The organism is Aeromonas sp. FDAARGOS 1416 (assembly GCF_019048085.1).
Classification (GTDB): Bacteria; Pseudomonadota; Gammaproteobacteria; order Enterobacterales; family Aeromonadaceae; genus Aeromonas; species Aeromonas veronii.
Window position 1 is genome coordinate 859,636 of sequence record NZ_CP077301.1, and the last position, 15,903, is coordinate 875,538.

13 protein-coding genes are annotated in these 15,903 nt (G+C 58.9%); 2 read left to right on the forward strand and 11 right to left on the reverse strand.

Features of this window, described 5'->3' with window-relative positions; genetic code table 11:
• Positions 1 to 20: 20 nt before the first annotated feature.
• From uhpB to I6L46_RS03925, 7 genes are all read right to left on the reverse strand, one after another.
• Positions 21 to 1,541, reverse strand: a complete 1,521-nt coding sequence (uhpB, locus tag I6L46_RS03895; RefSeq protein ID WP_019445271.1) for a signal transduction histidine-protein kinase/phosphatase UhpB — start codon at positions 1,539 to 1,541, stop codon at positions 21 to 23.
• A complete protein-coding gene (uhpA, locus tag I6L46_RS03900) occupies positions 1,538 to 2,128 on the reverse strand; it encodes a transcriptional regulator UhpA (RefSeq protein ID WP_005334071.1) in 591 nt (196 codons plus the stop codon). Before uhpA ends, uhpB begins: the two co-directional genes overlap by 4 nt.
• A 192-nt stretch (positions 2,129 to 2,320) precedes the next feature.
• Positions 2,321 to 2,716, reverse strand: a complete 396-nt coding sequence (gene rnk / locus I6L46_RS03905) for a nucleoside diphosphate kinase regulator (protein WP_005334070.1) — start codon at positions 2,714 to 2,716, stop codon at positions 2,321 to 2,323.
• 245 nt (positions 2,717 to 2,961) lie between these two features.
• Positions 2,962 to 3,699, reverse strand: a complete 738-nt coding sequence (locus I6L46_RS03910; protein ID WP_216978006.1) for an ABC transporter substrate-binding protein — start codon at positions 3,697 to 3,699, stop codon at positions 2,962 to 2,964.
• Between the two features lie 82 nt (positions 3,700 to 3,781).
• The gene (locus tag I6L46_RS03915) at positions 3,782 to 4,468 is read right to left on the reverse strand and encodes a hypothetical protein (protein ID WP_101325225.1); all 687 of its coding nucleotides are present in this window, start codon (positions 4,466 to 4,468) and stop codon (positions 3,782 to 3,784) included.
• Positions 4,469 to 4,540: 72 nt separating this feature from the next.
• Complete coding sequence (locus tag I6L46_RS03920; protein WP_216977439.1) at positions 4,541 to 5,932, reverse strand: alkaline phosphatase; 1,392 nt, start codon at positions 5,930 to 5,932, stop codon at positions 4,541 to 4,543.
• Positions 5,933 to 5,943: 11 nt separating this feature from the next.
• Positions 5,944 to 7,341: an alkaline phosphatase gene (locus tag I6L46_RS03925; RefSeq protein WP_005334065.1), complete on the reverse strand. Its 1,398-nt coding sequence runs from the start codon at positions 7,339 to 7,341 to the stop codon at positions 5,944 to 5,946.
• Positions 7,342 to 7,664: 323 nt separating this feature from the next.
• Here I6L46_RS03925 and ylqF point away from each other — a divergent pair, with 323 nt between their 5' ends.
• Positions 7,665 to 8,615 (forward strand): ribosome biogenesis GTPase YlqF, encoded by a 951-nt coding sequence (gene ylqF, locus I6L46_RS03930; RefSeq protein ID WP_005334061.1) that lies wholly within the window; start codon positions 7,665 to 7,667, stop codon positions 8,613 to 8,615.
• 157 nt (positions 8,616 to 8,772) lie between these two features.
• Here ylqF and I6L46_RS03935 read toward each other — a convergent pair whose 3' ends face one another.
• The 3 genes from I6L46_RS03935 to dinG form a co-directional block, all read right to left on the reverse strand.
• Positions 8,773 to 9,669 carry a histone deacetylase gene (locus I6L46_RS03935; RefSeq protein ID WP_216977440.1) on the reverse strand — a complete coding sequence of 299 codons (897 nt, stop codon included), beginning with the start codon at positions 9,667 to 9,669 and terminating at the stop codon, positions 8,773 to 8,775.
• A 181-nt stretch (positions 9,670 to 9,850) separates the two neighbouring features.
• Positions 9,851 to 10,510 carry a DUF2057 domain-containing protein gene (locus tag I6L46_RS03940; protein WP_216977441.1) on the reverse strand — a complete coding sequence of 220 codons (660 nt, stop codon included), beginning with the start codon at positions 10,508 to 10,510 and terminating at the stop codon, positions 9,851 to 9,853.
• Positions 10,511 to 10,652: 142 nt separating this feature from the next.
• Entirely contained in the window at positions 10,653 to 12,725 is a 2,073-nt protein-coding gene (gene dinG / locus I6L46_RS03945) for an ATP-dependent DNA helicase DinG (protein ID WP_216977442.1), read from the reverse strand.
• A 395-nt stretch (positions 12,726 to 13,120) separates the two neighbouring features.
• Here dinG and I6L46_RS03950 point away from each other — a divergent pair, with 395 nt between their 5' ends.
• Positions 13,121 to 14,200: a porin gene (locus I6L46_RS03950; protein WP_216977443.1), complete on the forward strand. Its 1,080-nt coding sequence runs from the start codon at positions 13,121 to 13,123 to the stop codon at positions 14,198 to 14,200.
• Between the two features lie 499 nt (positions 14,201 to 14,699).
• Here I6L46_RS03950 and tyrA read toward each other — a convergent pair whose 3' ends face one another.
• Complete coding sequence (gene tyrA, locus I6L46_RS03955; RefSeq protein ID WP_216977444.1) at positions 14,700 to 15,827, reverse strand: bifunctional chorismate mutase/prephenate dehydrogenase; 1,128 nt, start codon at positions 15,825 to 15,827, stop codon at positions 14,700 to 14,702.
• Positions 15,828 to 15,903: the final 76 nt, after the last annotated feature.

Sequence of the window (15,903 nt, forward strand, 5' to 3'; positions counted from 1 at the left end):
GGCAGGCCCTCTGGTGGTGATTAGCCATGACTCTCCTCCCGTCTGCGACTGGGCAGGTTGACCGTCAGCTGGGTGCCGTGGATGCAGGAGAGTTGCAGACTGCCCCCGAGTGCCTGTACCCGCTCGCGAATGCCGAGCAGGCCATAGCCCTGCTGCGGGCGGCTTTCCGGCAGACCGCGGCCATCATCTTCCAGCACCAGTTGCAACTGCTCGCCGCTGGCACGGGCGCGAATGGTGACCGAGTGGGCGTTGGCATGTTTGACCACGTTGTTGAGCCCCTCCTGACAGACCCGAAACAGGGTGACCCGCTGGGCATCGGAGAGATCCCCATCCGCCAGCTGCCACTCCAGACGGGTGACGATGCCGTGGCGCTCCAGCTCCAGCTCCCGCAGCAGTGCCCGTACAGCCTGTTCCAGCGTCATGTCGTCGAGCTGGCGCGGGCGCAGCCGCCCGAGCAGGCCGCGCACCGCGTCATAGATCCCGAGCGACAGTGTGTCGATGAGGGCACTGCTCTGACCGACACCTGCGTTATCGGGGGCGAGGCGGCGCACTATGCCAGCCTGGGTACGAATGGCGGTGATGGTCTGGCCGATATCGTCGTGCAGCTCGCGCGCTACCTCCTTGCGGATGCTCTCCTCGGTCTCCAGCAGCCGCTCGGTGAGCTGGCGATTGTGGGCGAGCTGGCGGGTTAGCGCCTGATTGAGTTCGCGCTGGCGCTGGATCCCCGCGCCGAGCAGCAGGCCGGTCAGGCTCTGGGCCAGCAGAGAGAGCAGCAGATCGAGGGGGTGATCGTGCCAGGCCTGACTGGCCAGCAGGGCGATGGTGTTCATCAGGGTGGCGAGCAGCGCCCCCTGCCAGCCGTAGCGCCACGCCATGGCGATGATGGGGATGGCGAGACAAAACGGAGTGAAGCGTACCAGCGAGTTGGGCAATCCCAGTTGCAGCCAGAGGCTCAATACGAACAGCAACAGATACCAGACCAGATGGCGAAAGCGCCACTCCACCGGTTGATCCACCAGCGCAGGCCCCAGCGGCACCCAGGTGGCGCGGGTGAGGTAGTGCCAGATCAGCATGCAGGTGGAGGTCAGCGTCAGCCCGCCGGTCAGGCTGAGCAGCAGGGCCGAGAGGCCATCTTCCCCGGCCAGATGCCAGAGCAGGGCTTGCAGCAGCGCCGCCGCCGTGACGGTGGCGAGCAGCAGCAACAGTTGCTGCCAGTCGTTGCGCACCTGCTGGCGACGGGCAATCAGCAGCGGTAGCAGGGTCAGCAGACTGCCCGCGACCAGCCAAGGCCAGTGGGGCAGCCCCACCTCCAGATTGAGCCAGTAGAGCAGCAGCCCTTCGCACAGCAACAGCGGCGGCCAGTAGTGGCCCGGGCTTTGCAGCAGCAAGCCGAGGCGCAGGCCGAAGGGGAACAGCAGCACCGCCAGCGCCGGGCCACCCGCCAGATGCAGGCTGATGCTCCAGAGGCAAAACCAGCCGGCGGCAAAGATGAAGCAGGCCGCCAGCGCGATGGCGACATAGCTGGCAAAACGGGAGATCACCAGCTATCCAGCATGCGGTGGGCCAGCTCGACGTTGTTGCTGACCTTGAGCTTGTCCATCAGGTTGGCGCGATGGACGTGGACGGTCTTGGGGGATAGGCCAAGCTGCTCGGCGATGGCCTTCACTTCCAGCCCCTGGGCCAGCAACTGGGCAATCTCCCGCTCCCGATTGGTGAGGGGATCCCGGCTGCTGCTGGCCAGTTTCTGGGCGATGTCCGGCGTCAGATAACACCCCCCCTGGGCGGCGGTACGCACCGCGGCGATCAGCTCGTCCGGACTGCAGCGTTTGGAGAGAAATCCCTTGGCGCCGGTTTGCAGTGCCTGCTCGATGAGGGCCGGGCTGTCATGTACCGAGAGCATCACCACAGCAAGGCCGGAGGGGAGCTGCTTGAGCAGATCCAGCCCCGACTGGTCGGGCATCGAGATGTCGCAGACGCAGACTCGCGCCCCGCTGCCGGGCAGGCCGGCAAGGGCGTCGCTGGCGGAGCCGAATTCGGCGACCACCTGCAGGTCTGGCTCCAGATTGAGCAGTTGGGCAAAACCGGAACGGACGATCTGGTGATCGTCGATGAGGGCAATTTTTATCATGATGTCAGCCTGAAATTCGGTGCGTCATGACCATGACGCGGCCAACAAGATACCTGCCCCCCGAGTCAGGCTCAAGCAGCAGCAGGAAAAGGGGCTAAAAACCGGGGGGCAAGGTGCGCAAAGCTTGATCGGGATCAGCTGGCAAGGGCGAGCAAGCGGGCTGATCAACAAGGGATGACCAGCCCGGGGGATTCAGCGGTGCAGCTCGCCGGCGCGCTCCGGCTGATAGACCACTTCCAGAATTTCGACCTCGATGGTGCGACCGGCCGGGCCCGGCCAGGCGATGCTGTCGCCCACTTTCAGGCCGAGCAGGGCGCTGCCTACCGGCGCCAGTACAGAGATGTTGCTCTCGTCGCCCTTGGCATCGCGCGGGTAGACCAGGGTGAGGCAGAACTCGTTGCCGCTGCTCTGCATCTTGAAGCGTACCTTGCTGTTCATGGTGACCACGTCCGGCGGCATGTCGGCCGGTTCGCGGATCTCGGCGCGGTCCAGCTCCTCTTGCAGGGCCAGATGCTGCGGATGGTTGCCGAGCAGTTGTTCGATACGGTCCAGATCAAGGCTGGAGATAACCAGATGAGGTTGTTTCATAAGATATTCCTTATCAATAGCGGATAGGCCCATACCGGCGGGTGCAGGTTGGCCATCACACTGGGTGTTACAAAAATGGATTCAACAGGTTCAATCAATTGAAAATGCCATGCCCCCAAGCGACTCGCGGCCGAAGGAGCGAGGCGGGGGCTCAGCAGGGTGTGAGCAAATGCGAGGAAATAGCGAGTATTTTCATAGGCCTACCATAACCATTATGGCCGGCCTTGGCAACCGTGATTGAGTGACTACTCAGGAGCCTGATAGTTGTACTGACGGATGATCCGTTCCAGTGTGCCATCATGGCGCATCTCGTCGATTACGGCTTGCCAGCGCTGCGCCTGTTTGAAGGGGAAATCCTTGTGAGCGGCCAGGAACAGTTGGGTGTTCATCAACACTTCCCCGCGAACCAGCTGTTGTGATGAGCGTTTGTCTTGTTGCTGGGCATACAGGATGACATTCCATGCGGCGACCCAGGCATCAATGCGACCGCGATGGAGTTTATGAGCGTTTAGTTGCTCATCTGCCACTGTCTCTCCCCGGATCCCGATGCGTTGCTTGAGTAGGTGTTGACCAAACGAGTAGCGCAGCACGCCCACATCAAGGTTTTTCAAATCGCTGCTTTTCAGTGCTTTTGGGTGAAACCGGCGATCGCTGACGATCAAAAATTGCTCATCGAGGATGGGCGTTACCCACTGATAGAGGTGCTCTCGCTGACTACTTCGCACGGGCGGTATCATCAATACATCGGGGCGGTGAATTGTCTGGGTCAGTGCACGTGGAAGTGGCATCAGCTCGATGGTAAGCGGCTCGCCTAGACGGCGGGCTGCTTCCTCCATGATCTCGATACCCACGCCGCTTGGTTTGCCGTGAGAGGAGCGAATGACGTAAGGGGGCAACTCGGCCGCCACCAGCACAATAGCCTGGGCACCGGTGTTCACCAGCAATAACAGCAGGGCAAAAAAGGGCAGGCAGAGAGCGCGCATCAAGGTCGTGAGCCAGAGTCGAATATGCAGAGTGTAACATTCCTGCCTGCGTTGTCGTTGTGCCCGCTGAGGGGTTGGGATCTCAGTCGAAGAAATCCCGCAGATCGCGCACTTCGTAATCAGCGAGTTGCTGCCAGGGGAGCTGAGCAGGCAGCTTGCGCAGGGTCACCTCCATCCGGTAGCTGCGATAGCCATCGAGGCTTGCCGACTCGACCACCAGCGGGATCTGCCACTGACTCGACCAGAGAATGCGAGTTCGTTGCTGCCCTTCGCGCTTTTCATACCAGCGGGCCTGCTCGGGGGCGGCCTCATCCAGCGGGGTCATTCCCTCGATCAGCACCGGGTTGACAAGATGGCGGATCCGCGGCCAGTCGGGTTTGAAGGCCACCTGGCCATACTCTTCCACCGGCACTTCAACCAGCTGGTTGTGCCAGCTGTCGGCATAGCGCAGCTGAAGTTCACCCTCATCACTGCGGCTGACCCAGCGGGCCGCCATCTGGTGGGTAAAGTGTTTGTGGCCGGGGGTGGCGTCGTGAGTGGCGTGATAGGCACGGGCAAGGGGGAGGGGAATGAGCCGCTGGCTCCACACCTGATTGCCCACGCGCAGCCACTTCTCTTGCCAGACACTCTCTCTGGCGATGCCATCGCTGCCGGTGTTCCGGTCGTGATAGCTGATCCGGGCGGCGAGGTCCGGGGGCGTGTCGTCAGCATGCAGGGGGAAGGCGAGGGTGCTGCCAAGCAGCCATAACGAAAGCAAAAGTCGCATCATCATCTGTCGCTCGAAAGAGCCGAGGCCCGGGTCGCTGAGTCAATTGCTCAGATGCACCCGGGCCCCTGCTGCTTACAGGCCGAGCGCCTCCCGCAGTTTGCCAAACACCTTGGTGTTATCCAGCGTGCCTTTGAAGCGGTTGCTGCCGGCTCCATCGGCAAACAGCATCACATCGCCGCCGCCGTGGGTTTCCGATGTCAGTTTGACGCCGGTCTCCTGCAGATAGTCATTAGCCATCACCTGATCGCTGGTGAGGACGGAACGCACATCGGGGCGGTTGGGGCCGTTACCGAACACCAGGGTGGTGAAGGGCTTGCCATCCACGTCGTTCTGGGTCGAGCCATCGCTATTTTTCACCAGATCCAGCACCGGATTGCCCTTGGCGGAGTAGCCGTTAATGGTCATGGTGTGGTCATGGTCGGCGGTGACCACGATCAGGGTATTGTTGAGATCCACTTTACCCAGCGCCGTCTTGACCGCCTCATCCAGTGCCACCGCGTCGGTGAGCGAGCGCTTGGCATTGGTGCCGTGCAGGGCGTGATCGATCCGGCCGCCTTCTACCATCAGGAAGTAACCCTGACTGTTCTTGCTCAGTAAATCGATCGCCTTGGCGGTCATTTCGGAGAGGGACGGCTGGGTATTGGCAGCCCCCTTGGCGACCCGATCCAGCTCGTAGTCGAGGTGGGATTTGCTGCTGAACAGACCGAGCACCTTGCCGCTGGTGACCTTGGCCAGTTCACTTTGGGTGGTGACATAGCTGTATCCCTGCGCCTTCATCTCGGCGGTCAGGTCGCGGTTGTCATTGCGACCGCCCTTGTTGCTGGCGCTGTAGGGGGTCCAGTGGTTGGCACCACCGCCCATCAGCACATCGACCCCATCCCCAAGCGCCTGGTTGAAACCTGCGCCTCCCGGAACGGCCTGTGCAGCGATGTCATAAGCGGCATCCCGATGGCAGATGTGGGCGTAGGTAGCCGCCGGGGTCGCGTGGGTCAGCTCGGTAGTGGTGACTGCCCCGACCGATTTGCCTGCCGCCTTGGCCAGCTCCAGGATGGTGGGCACCGGCTTGCCGTTGTCGCTGCTGCAATTGTTGACGGTTTTGTTGCCATTGACGTCTTTGCCGGGGGCGACGGCTTTGGTGTCGCTGCTCATGGCGATCACCTCGTTGTTCATCTTGACCCCGGTGGTGTAGGCCGCCATGGAGGGGGCCGAGTCGGTGGTCTGGGCATCGTTGGAGAAGGTCTTGATGCGGGCACTGCGCGGCAGTTTCATCATCTCCAGATTGCCCTCTTCTCCCACCTTGAACAGGCGGGTGGCGGTGAGCACGGTAGGCCCCATGCCATCACCGATAAAGAGAATGACGTTTTTGGCATCACCGGCCTGTGCCTGGGAGGTTGCGCCCAGCGCACTGAACAGGGCGGCGCAGACCAGCGTGTACTTGATGGATGTGTTCATCTGTTTGCTCATGAAAGTGCTCCTTACAGCTTGGCCGCAGCCTTGATCTTGCCGAACACGGCGGTGTTATCGAGTGAGCCATGGAAGCTGTCAGCCCCCTTGCCGATGGCGCCGAGGAAGACATCGGTGCCGCCGTGGGTCTCGTTGCCGATTTCGCCTACCTTGACCACCACTTCCTGGTGGTAGTCATTGGCGGAGACGGTGGCATCGTCGAGCGGGGCGACGCTGCTGCGCGGGCCATCCACCCGGTTGTAGCCGTTGCCAAAACCTATGATGGTGTAGGGCATGCCCTCGCTATCCTTGCTCGGTTCGCCAGTCTCGTAGTTCTTCACCAGCCCGAGTACGCCGGGGTTGTCGGCGGTGGTCTTGCCGGTGCGCTTGGCATAGCCGTTGAGCACTAGCGTGTGGTCGTGGTCGGCGGTGACCACGATCAGGGTGTTTTTCAGCTCGGGGTCGCTCTTTTTTACCTCGTCGATGGCGGCTTTTATGGCGTTGTCGAAGGCGATGGTGTCCTGCAGCGCCCGCTTGGCGTTGGTGTCGTGCAGGGCGTGGTCGATGCGGCCCCCTTCCACCATCAGGAAGTAACCCTTCTCTTTGCCCTTGAGCTGCTTGATGGCAGCCAGGGTCATCTGGGCCAGTGACGGCTCGCTGGCGGGACGGTCCAGGTCATATTTCATGTGACTGGAACCAAACAGGCCCAGCAGCGGCTTGCCCGCATCGGCCTTGTTCAGCTCATCCAGATTGCTGGCAAACTGGTAGCCCTTGGCCTGCATTTCGCTGATGAGGTTGCGGCCATCCTCCCGCTTGCCCTTGTCGGCTTTGGGCAGGAAGAAACTGCTGCCGCCACCGAGCACCACATCCAGCCCCTCCTTGAGGGCGCTGTTGTAGCCTTTGCCGCCCGGTACCAGCTGGACGGCGATATCTGCCTCCAGATCCCGGTTGCAGATATGGGCATAGGTAGCCGCCGGGGTGGCGTGGGTTACCCGAGTGCTGGTTACCACACCGGTGCCGCGGCCATCGGCTTTGGCCAGCTCCAGCAGGGTGGTCACCGGCTTGCCGGCGCTCTTGCTGCAGTCGCTCTCATAGGTGGCATCGCCGTCCATGCTGATGACGCCGTTGTTGCTCTTGACCCCGGTCATGTAGGCCGCCATGGAGGGGGCCGAGTCAGTGACCTGGGCATCGTGGGAGAAGGTCTTGATAAAGGCCGTCTCTGGCAGGGTATCGATGGTGAGATCACCCTCTTCGCCGACACCGTAGATGCGGGCTGCCGTCAGGGTGTTTAGGCCCATGCCGTCACCGAGGAAGAAGATGACGTTGGTGGGTTGGGCTGCGGGCTTGGTCGCCACCGTGTCATTGTCTGATTTGCAGCCGGCAGCCAGGGCGGCGCCGATCATCACTGCAAGTCCTGCCATTTTTCTCATTGGGGTTCGCTCCTTGTAAAACCTGAGCGCAGCCTAGAGGGGGCAGATGACACTTTTACTGACTATCGGTGACGGTTGTGTGAAAAAGTGATGAAAATGTTACACTATATCAATGTGTTATCTATCAATTGAGCCAGTTGGTCCGGTCGCTTCCGGCAAGGTTGCTTCGCCTCGGCGGTTTGCTGATTTGATGAAGTGATGGCTAGAATGACCTGTCAAAATGTGCCCGCAGCAGGTAAAATGCGCCCCCTTCGTTCGATGCCCGCGGCAGAGCGCCTCTTGTTGCATGCGCGCGCCCGCAGCCCCCACAGAGAGTAACGGATATGTCCATCAACTGGTTCCCCGGTCACATGCACAAGGCCCGCAAAGAGATTGCCGAGGTCATGCCCCAGGTCGATGTGATCATCGAGATGCTCGATGCCCGCATCCCCTTCTCCAGCGAAAACCCGCTGGTGCCCGAGCTGCGTGGTGATACCCCGGTGATCAAGGTGCTGAACAAGGCGGACCTGGCCGATCCGGCGATCACCGATCTGTGGGTGGCGCACATGGAAAAAGAGAAGGGGATCAAGGCGCTGCCGTTGACACAACAAGAGCCGGAGAAGATCAAGCAACTGCTGACCCTCTGCCATGAGATGCTGCCGGAGCGCAATTTTGAGCTGCGCGGCGTGCGGGCGATGATCATGGGGATCCCCAACGTGGGCAAGTCCACTCTGATCAATACCCTGGCGGGGCGCATCATCGCCCGTACCGGCAACGAGGCGGGGGTGACCAAGTCCCAGCAGCGGATCAAGCTGGATAACAACGTTATCCTGACCGATACCCCGGGTTTCCTCTGGCCCAAGCTCAACCCGCCCTCCTGTGGTTATCGTCTGGCCATCACAGCGGCCATCAAGGACACGGTGTTCGACTATGCCGATATCGCCATGTTCGCCGCTGACTACTTCATCAAGGCCTATCCGGAGCGGATCAAGGCGCGCTACCAGATTGACGAGTTGCCCGAGACCGAGATCGAGCTGCTGGAGATGATCGCCCGCCAGCGGGCGTTTATGCGCAAAGGGGGGCTGGCCGACCTGCACAAGGCGTCCGAGATCCTGATCAACGAGTTTCGCTCCGGCTTGCTTGGCCGCATCTCGCTGGAGACGCCGGAGATGGTAAGCGTCGAGATTGTCGAAGCCGCCGCAGAAGCCGAGCAAAAAGCCAAAGAGAAGGCCGAGCGGGAAGAGGAGCGTCAGGCCCGCGCCCGTCGCAAGTACGCCCGCAAGCGTCAGAAATAGTTATCCTCAGGCGTCCCGAGCTTGCCTGACAACGAGCGAGCTTGTGTGACCCAGATGACGAAACACGAAGAGGCGGCCCCAGGGTCGCCTCTTCTGTTTTATTTGGTGAAGTGTACGCCCGACTCTGATGGGGTGTCCGCGCTCTCAAGCAATGCCATCAGCCAAAACGGTGGCGTGCCGCTTCAAACAGCGACATATGAAGCGGGATCAGCTGTTGCCAGTCGCGGCGATAGCCGCCACCGGGCACCGCCGCGATGGGCAACCCATGCTTGATTGCACAGTCAAATACCATGGCATCGCGCAGGCGCACCCCTTCATCGCTCAGGGAGAGATAACCAAGCTCGTCGGCATGATGCACATCGACGCCTGCCTGATAGAGGATGAGATCCGGCGAATAGAGGCGCAGTGCCAGCGAGAGCGCCTGTTGCAGTGTGGTGAGATAGGCATCGTCCGTCATGCCGCTTGGCAGCGAAAAGTCGAGGTGAGAGGCGGCTTTGTGATGGGGAAAGTTGTGCTCCCCATGGAGGGAGAGGGTGATGATATCGCGCCTTCCGGCGCACAGGGCCGCACCGCCATCTCCCTGATGCACATCGAGATCGACGATCAGCACCTGTTCACAGCGCCCCTCGTCGAGGCAAGTCTGGGCGGCAATCACCAGATCGTTGAACAGACAAAAACCGCTGCCGTGATCCCGATGGGCGTGGTGGTAGCCACCGGAGATCTGTAAGCCGCAGCCCTGCTCAAGTGCATAGCGGCTGGCGGCAACGGTGGCACCCACCGAGCGCAAGGTGCGCTCTATCAGCATGGGTGACCAGGGAAAACCGATCTTGCGGATGGCGCGATCTTCCAGCTGGCCGCTCAGGGCCGCCGCGACATAATCGGCATCGTGTATGCGACAGATTTGCTCCCGGGTAGCGGCGGGCGCTTCGCCAAGGGGGTAACCCTGCACCTGCAGGCGTTCAAACAGCCCTTGATACTTGGCCAGCGGGAAGCGATGGCGCTCGGGTAGCGTCAGGGAGGAGTAGAGGGGGTGATAGAAAATGCGCAACGACATGGTGCCATTCTCCCTGGCGAGGTGGCGCTTTCTATATATGAAATCAGCAGATGAATCCATATATGTACTCCCTATATAAAGGGGAAGTGGCAGCGCATAAATCAAGACGCGTCGTGAGTGAGACCGCAGGATATGGAAAAGGGGAGCTTGGCTCCCCTTTCAGTCAATCACTCAGCCCGGCTTATTGCTGTTGGATAACCCAGATCTGGAAGGCTTTGCGGGTTTCCGCATCGGCCTTGTTGTACCAGTTTTGCAACTGGGTCAGCGCTTCCGGATTGCTTTGAGCCTTGCTGGGGGCAACCTGAACCGGTGCGCTGGCGGCAGCCATCACGGCAGCAGAGGAGACGGCAACCGCTTTGGGCTGGTTGAAGGCTTTCCCCATGTTGATCAGCTCTTGCTGATAGTCACGGGTCAGCTGGAAGCCCTCTACTTTCGGCATCACGAACTGTTCGCTACTCACTTGCTGACCACTGACCTTGTCTTTCAGCGCCACTTTCTGATCTTTCAGGAACTGTTTGGCTTCTGCTTCATTGCGGGGCTTTTTATAGTCCAGCACCAGCTGCTGATTGTCGGCGGCGGTGAAGTTCAGCACCAGCGGCTCTGCGGTGACCAGCTTGATTTCGTTACGGCTGGAGTAGTTGCCTTCAAAGGCGACGACCAACTGGTGTTTGCCGGCAGAGAGGGGGAAGGTGCTGGTTTTGTCGAGCAGCTTGGGGTTGATGGATTGACCATCGAGCAGCTGGACGACATACGGGGTGGTCACTTCCAATTGGGCATCAGCAAGGGCGCTACCGGCCCACAACAGACCAGCCAGCGCCGGTACCAGAACAGTCAGTTTCATTTCATCTCCTTGAACAGTCAGGCGATTGCCCACTGAAAACAGGGGCTCATTTTTACAGGTTTGGCCTACTGCGGCAATGGCTCTTTCTGGTGGTCGATGTTCGCGCTGCTGTCAGTTTGTTTATCAATAGCGACCGACTTATTTATTCGATCCGCCGTGTAAACGGGGGGAGGGCGTCGAGCAGCCCCTTGCCATAACGTTTGGTCAGCAGGCGGCGGTCCAGAATGGTGACCCGCCCCCGATCAGCCTCTTTGCGGATGAGGCGGCCACAGGCCTGGATAAGCTTGCGCGATGCTTCTGGCACCGTCAGTTGCAGGAAGGGGTTGCCGCCTCGTTGCTCCACCCACTCGGCAGTAGCCTCCTCGACCGGCGAGTTGGGCACCGCAAAGGGGAGTTTGGTGATCACCAGATTGGTAAGGTAGTGACCCGGCAGATCCAGCCCCTCCGAGAAGCTGCCGGTACCAAACAGGATGCTGGACTGACCGCCATCGCATTTTTGTTTGTGCAGGGTGAGCAGGGCATTGCGGGAGGCTTCCCCCTGCACCAGCAGTGACAGTCCCTTGGCTCGCAAGCCAACAGCCACCTCATTCATCTGGCGGTAGGAGGAGAAGAGCACCAGACTCGCCTCCTTGCCCGCAAGAATACGTGGCAGCACGCTGATGAGTTCGTTGGTAAAGGCCGGCGAGTTGGGTTCGTGCTCCATCTTGGGCAGATAGAGCTCGGCTTTCTGATAATCAAAGGGGGAGCGCAGGCGCAGATAGCGGGTACCGTCGTGCTCCTTGAGCCCCACCTGATGGCGAAAATAACTAAAGGAAGAGAGTGCTGTGAGGGTCGCGGAGACCAGAACGGCTCCCAGACATTTCGACCAGAGCCACTCTTCCAGCAGATAGCCCACCTCAATCGGTGAGGCGTGCAGCCAGATATCGCCGTCATCGCTCTTGGCCATCCAGCGGGCGAGCGGGGTTTTGCCGGTCGGCACATGGCGCCCCAGCATCTCCCAGAGGGCGCAGAAACTCTCCAGCCGTTGCAGATGAAAACCGCTCTCTGCCAGCAGAGGTTCGGCCTCCTTGCGGCGGATCTCGCCATCTTTCAGCGCTTCACCGATGGCCCCTTGCATCCGATCCAGCGCCCGCAGTGCCTTCTTGCTCGACTCCTTGAGATTCTCCGCCAGCATGGGCAGGGGATCCGGCAATACCCCTTCGGCGAAGCGGTAGTGGGGTTCTGTGCCAAACAGCCGATCGTTGGCGCTGAGCCACTGCTCGACCGCCTTCAGGTCGGGCTGGATGGAGGCCAGTGCATCCTGCAGTTTGAGTTGGGGGTCGAGCAGGCTCTCCTTATTAAGCGTCCGCGCCAGCTTGCCTGCACTTTGTACCAGCTTCTCCAGCCAGCGACGTGAGCCTTTGACGCTGGCCGACGCCGCGCCGTGATCCCGGGCGATGGTGGGCAGGTGATGGGCCTCATCCAGCACATAGATGCACTCATCAGGGGGGGGCAGAATGATGCCGCCCCCCATGGTGAGATCGGAGAGCAGTAGCGCATGGTTCACCACCAGCACATCGGCGCTCTCCATGTCGTTGCGGGCGCGATGAAAGGGGCAGTGCTGGTGATGGCTTAGCGCCTTGTTGCAGGTGTGGCGGTCGGCGGCGATGCGATCCCAGCAAGTGTCGGGAATGGGCTCCGGCCAGTTGTCCCGATCCCCGTCCCACTTGCCATTGGTGTAGGCCTGCCACAGAGCCTGGTAGCGATCTTTGTCGCTGTCAGATGGTTTGGATTTGCTCAGACTGCCAAAGTCGAGCTCGAAGTTGGCCATCTCGGCGCCACTGGCTGCCTGCTCCAGCAGATGCTCGCAACAGTAGCGCTGACGCCCCTTGACCAGCATAAAGCGAAACGGCAGCTCGCTGTGGCGGTGGTAAAAAGGAAGGTCTTTGTGGATCAGCTGCTCTTGCAGGGCCACGGTGGCGGTAGAGATCACCAGCTTCTTCTGGGTGAGCCGCGCCACCGGGATGGCACCCTGCGCATAGGAGAGGGATTTGCCGATACCGGTGCCCGCTTCGGCCACCAGGATCCGGCGCTGCTTGTCGTACTCGCCGGTCAGGGTTTTGGCTATCTCTGCCACCAGAAAGTTCTGCTCTTTGCGCGGCACAAAACCGGTTAATCCATCCGAAATCTGGCGATAGGTTTGACGAATGGTGGCTTTAAGGCGAGTAGAGAGCATGAAGAGAAGGCCAGTTAGGGGTTAATCGAAGGACAAGGATACCCGCAACCCCTTGGTGAGGTCGAGGCAACTGCCATTATCACGGCTGTTTTACGCTGATCAGACCACTTTGGTTGTTTATCAGGTAGTTAGCGTTATTTGCATGCAAAATAGACTATTTGAGTCCAAATAATCAGCAGGATTCATTGTAAACGTTTTCCTTTTGCCTTGCCGTCAGGTGAGACTTGGCTCACATTTTTGCCTCCATGACTATGGTTTGCGTAAAAAGTTCCAAGTTTTTTCATTGCGGTTCAAAAAATCCGGTGCTAGTCTCGGCGGCATAGTGATGCAAAGAACATCGCTAACACAGGGAATAACAACAACTTAGTGTTTAATTACAGTAGGCATTGGAAACTATGAAAAAGACAATTCTGGCTATTGCTATCCCGGCTCTGTTTGCATCTGCCGCTAACGCCGCAGTGATCTATGACAAAGACGGTACCACTTTCGACGTATACGGCCGTGTACAGGCTAACTACAACGGCGAGCATGACGATAAAGATGGGACTTTGGTTGGTACCTCCCGTCTGGGCTGGTCAGGCAAAGTTGCACTGAACAACACTTGGTCTGGTATCGCAAAAACTGAATGGCAGGTTGCTGCAGAGAACAGCGACAACAGTAAAACTCGCAAAGTTTTGGATAAAAATGGCGATGTAGTTGGAACTGTTGAGGATGATAATGGTAAGTTCAAAGCTCGCCATATCTACGCCGGTTTCGATGGTTCCCAATATGGTCAAGTCATTTTTGGTCAGACTGATACCGCCTTCTACGACTCTATCGCTGCAACCGATATCTTTAACGAATGGGGTAGCCGTGGTAACTACTACGAAGGTCGTCAAGAAGGTCAAGTAATTTATTCCAATAAAGTTGGTGGCTTCACTGGTAAAGTTTCTTATCAAACTAGTGACGACAAGTTCTTCGTCGATACTGATGCAGCAGGCGATATCAAAGAGCTAGTTATCACTGATGTTAAGCGTAAAAATGCTTACAGTGCCGCAGTAGGTTATGCTTTCGACTTCGGTTTGGGTGTAAATGCAGGCTATGCCTATTCAGATTTGGAAGGTAAGACTGCCCCAGCTGACAAAGGTGAGAAAGAAGATTGGGCACTGAGTGCTAACTATGGCATTGCAGGTTTCTACTTTGCTGGCATGTACACTGAAGGTGAAATCAAGAATAAAACTAACGGTGCAAAAGTTGATGGTAAAGGCTACGAGTTTGCAGCTTCTTACAATGTAGATGCATGGACCTTCTTGGCCGGTTATAACTTTGCTGAGGCTCGTCAGACTGGTGGTGAGTACAAAGATCTGGTAGAAGATACCCTGCTGGGCGTTCAGTATGCTTTCACTCCGAAGTTGAAAGCCTACACCGAATACAAAATCGAAGGTCTGGATAAGAAAGACGATCAGTGGACTGTTGCTCTGCAGTACAACTTCTAATAAGTTGCACATGAGTAATATCCTGGCTTGAGTCTTTGACCAAGCAACGAATGGCCGAGATGATATCTCGGCCATTTTCTTTTTTGGCGACAGCGTACTGGCGCAATGATGAATCTCCGGATTGCTGTGTTAAGTTATGTTTGGCAAACCATCTGTCTCGATTAATCTCTCCTGCTTCCTACTATTTCTTTGATGGGGAGGGCACTGCTCTCCTTTACGCCATAGAGTCATTGCTCGCAGCAGCTTGGTTTGACTGTGAGAATCTGGCAGCCCTTGCAAGGGGCGGTGCTATTTGCGTGGATTGTGCGGATATTGAGGGGGCATACTTGGGATGTGATGCAGCACAGTAGGGGGAGATTGTGAGGCCAATCAGCGGTAGGTACTTGATGTGTCGCCGCTCGCGACTGAGTTAGCGTTGAAATCGGTAATAAACAAAAAAGGGAAGATGCCTGAGTATCTTCCCTTTTTGGTGATATGAGCGGTGACTGCTTTTGCAGGATCAGCCGTGTTGGCGGCGGTCGTTGGCCTGGGCCAGTAGCATGCGGCTTTCACGCAGGAACTGGTCGGCATATTCGCCGAAGAAACCGGAGACTTGCGAGAAGGCCGCGATGAAACCGTCCCTGTCCCCTCGCTCCAGCAGCCCCAGCGCGTCGCCGAAGTTTTGGTAGTAGCGGCGGATCATCGCCAGATTCTGCGGTGACGACAAAATGATGTCGGCATAGAGGTGGGGATCTTGGGCAAACAGCCGCCCCACCATGGCGAGCTCCAGCCGGTAGATGGGGGAGCTCAAACTCAGCAGGCGATCCAGATTGGCCTGCTCCCGGGATAGGTGCCAGCCATAGGCAAAGGTGGCGAAGTGACGCAGCGCCTGAATGAGAGTCATCGCCTCATCGTGGGCCTTGGCTTCCACCTGTTGCAAGCGGGCGCCCCAGATAGTCATCTGCTCCAGCAGCCATTGGCTGGCGGCGGGGTCACGCCCCTGGCAGCAGACGATCACCTGTTTGGCGAGGCTCGCCACATCCGGCCCGAACATGGGGTGCAGTCCCAGTACCGGCCCTTGGTGCACCGCCAGCATATGTTCGAGCGGCGCCGCTTTCACGCTGGTGACATCCACCAGCAGGCAGTGGGCGGGCAGGTTGCCGAGCCGGTCGATGATCTGGCAGGTGATATCGATGGGCACCGCCACCATCACCAGACCGGCTCCGGCGAGGATCTCGTCAGCGCGCGGCCAGTCGGCTTGTTCCAGCGTCTCGACTCGATAGCCTGAGAGGCTGAACATATGACCGAACAGCCGACCAAGCTGACCCTGACCGCCGATTATGACCACCTTGCCAAGGTCCGGCTTTATGCATTTGAAGCCGGTATCTTTCTCGCTGGCATAAGATTCACGCATCACCCGGCGCAGCACGTCTTCGATGAGATCGCCGGGTACTCCCAACTGCTCAGCCTCGGCGCGGCGGCGGGCCAGCATGCTCGCTTCCCGATCCGGTGCATAGATGGGCAGGCCGTGGCGGCTCTTTACCTCACCCACTTCTCCCACCAGGGCCAGACGGGCGGCCAGCAGATCGATCAGCTGCTTGTCCACCGCATCTATCTTGTCCCTGAGTACATTCAACTCTTCAGCCATATCCAGTCCCTGCTGGCGCCGCGAGCGGCGGCGCCCTGAAAATCAGATGCAACAAGGTATCACTGCGTGAGCGGCT

Excerpts from the sequence above, each read along its gene's own strand:
- ylqF (WP_005334061.1), top strand. The coding sequence starts at position 7,665 with ATGTCCATCAACTGGTTCCCCGGTCACATGCACAAGGCCCGCAAAGAG.
- uhpA (WP_005334071.1), bottom strand. The coding sequence starts at position 2,128 with ATGATAAAAATTGCCCTCATCGACGATCACCAGATCGTCCGTTCCGGT.
- I6L46_RS03915 (WP_101325225.1), bottom strand. The coding sequence starts at position 4,468 with ATGATGCGACTTTTGCTTTCGTTATGGCTGCTTGGCAGCACCCTCGCC.
- I6L46_RS03950 (WP_216977443.1), top strand. The coding sequence starts at position 13,121 with ATGAAAAAGACAATTCTGGCTATTGCTATCCCGGCTCTGTTTGCATCT.
- I6L46_RS03910 (WP_216978006.1), bottom strand. The coding sequence starts at position 3,699 with ATGCGCGCTCTCTGCCTGCCCTTTTTTGCCCTGCTGTTATTGCTGGTG.
- rnk (WP_005334070.1), bottom strand. The coding sequence starts at position 2,716 with ATGAAACAACCTCATCTGGTTATCTCCAGCCTTGATCTGGACCGTATC.
- I6L46_RS03940 (WP_216977441.1), bottom strand. The coding sequence starts at position 10,510 with ATGAAACTGACTGTTCTGGTACCGGCGCTGGCTGGTCTGTTGTGGGCC.
- I6L46_RS03925 (WP_005334065.1), bottom strand. The coding sequence starts at position 7,341 with ATGAGAAAAATGGCAGGACTTGCAGTGATGATCGGCGCCGCCCTGGCT.
- I6L46_RS03935 (WP_216977440.1), bottom strand. The coding sequence starts at position 9,669 with ATGTCGTTGCGCATTTTCTATCACCCCCTCTACTCCTCCCTGACGCTA.
- tyrA (WP_216977444.1), bottom strand. The coding sequence starts at position 15,827 with ATGGCTGAAGAGTTGAATGTACTCAGGGACAAGATAGATGCGGTGGAC.
- I6L46_RS03920 (WP_216977439.1), bottom strand. The coding sequence starts at position 5,932 with ATGAGCAAACAGATGAACACATCCATCAAGTACACGCTGGTCTGCGCC.
- dinG (WP_216977442.1), bottom strand. The coding sequence starts at position 12,725 with ATGCTCTCTACTCGCCTTAAAGCCACCATTCGTCAAACCTATCGCCAG.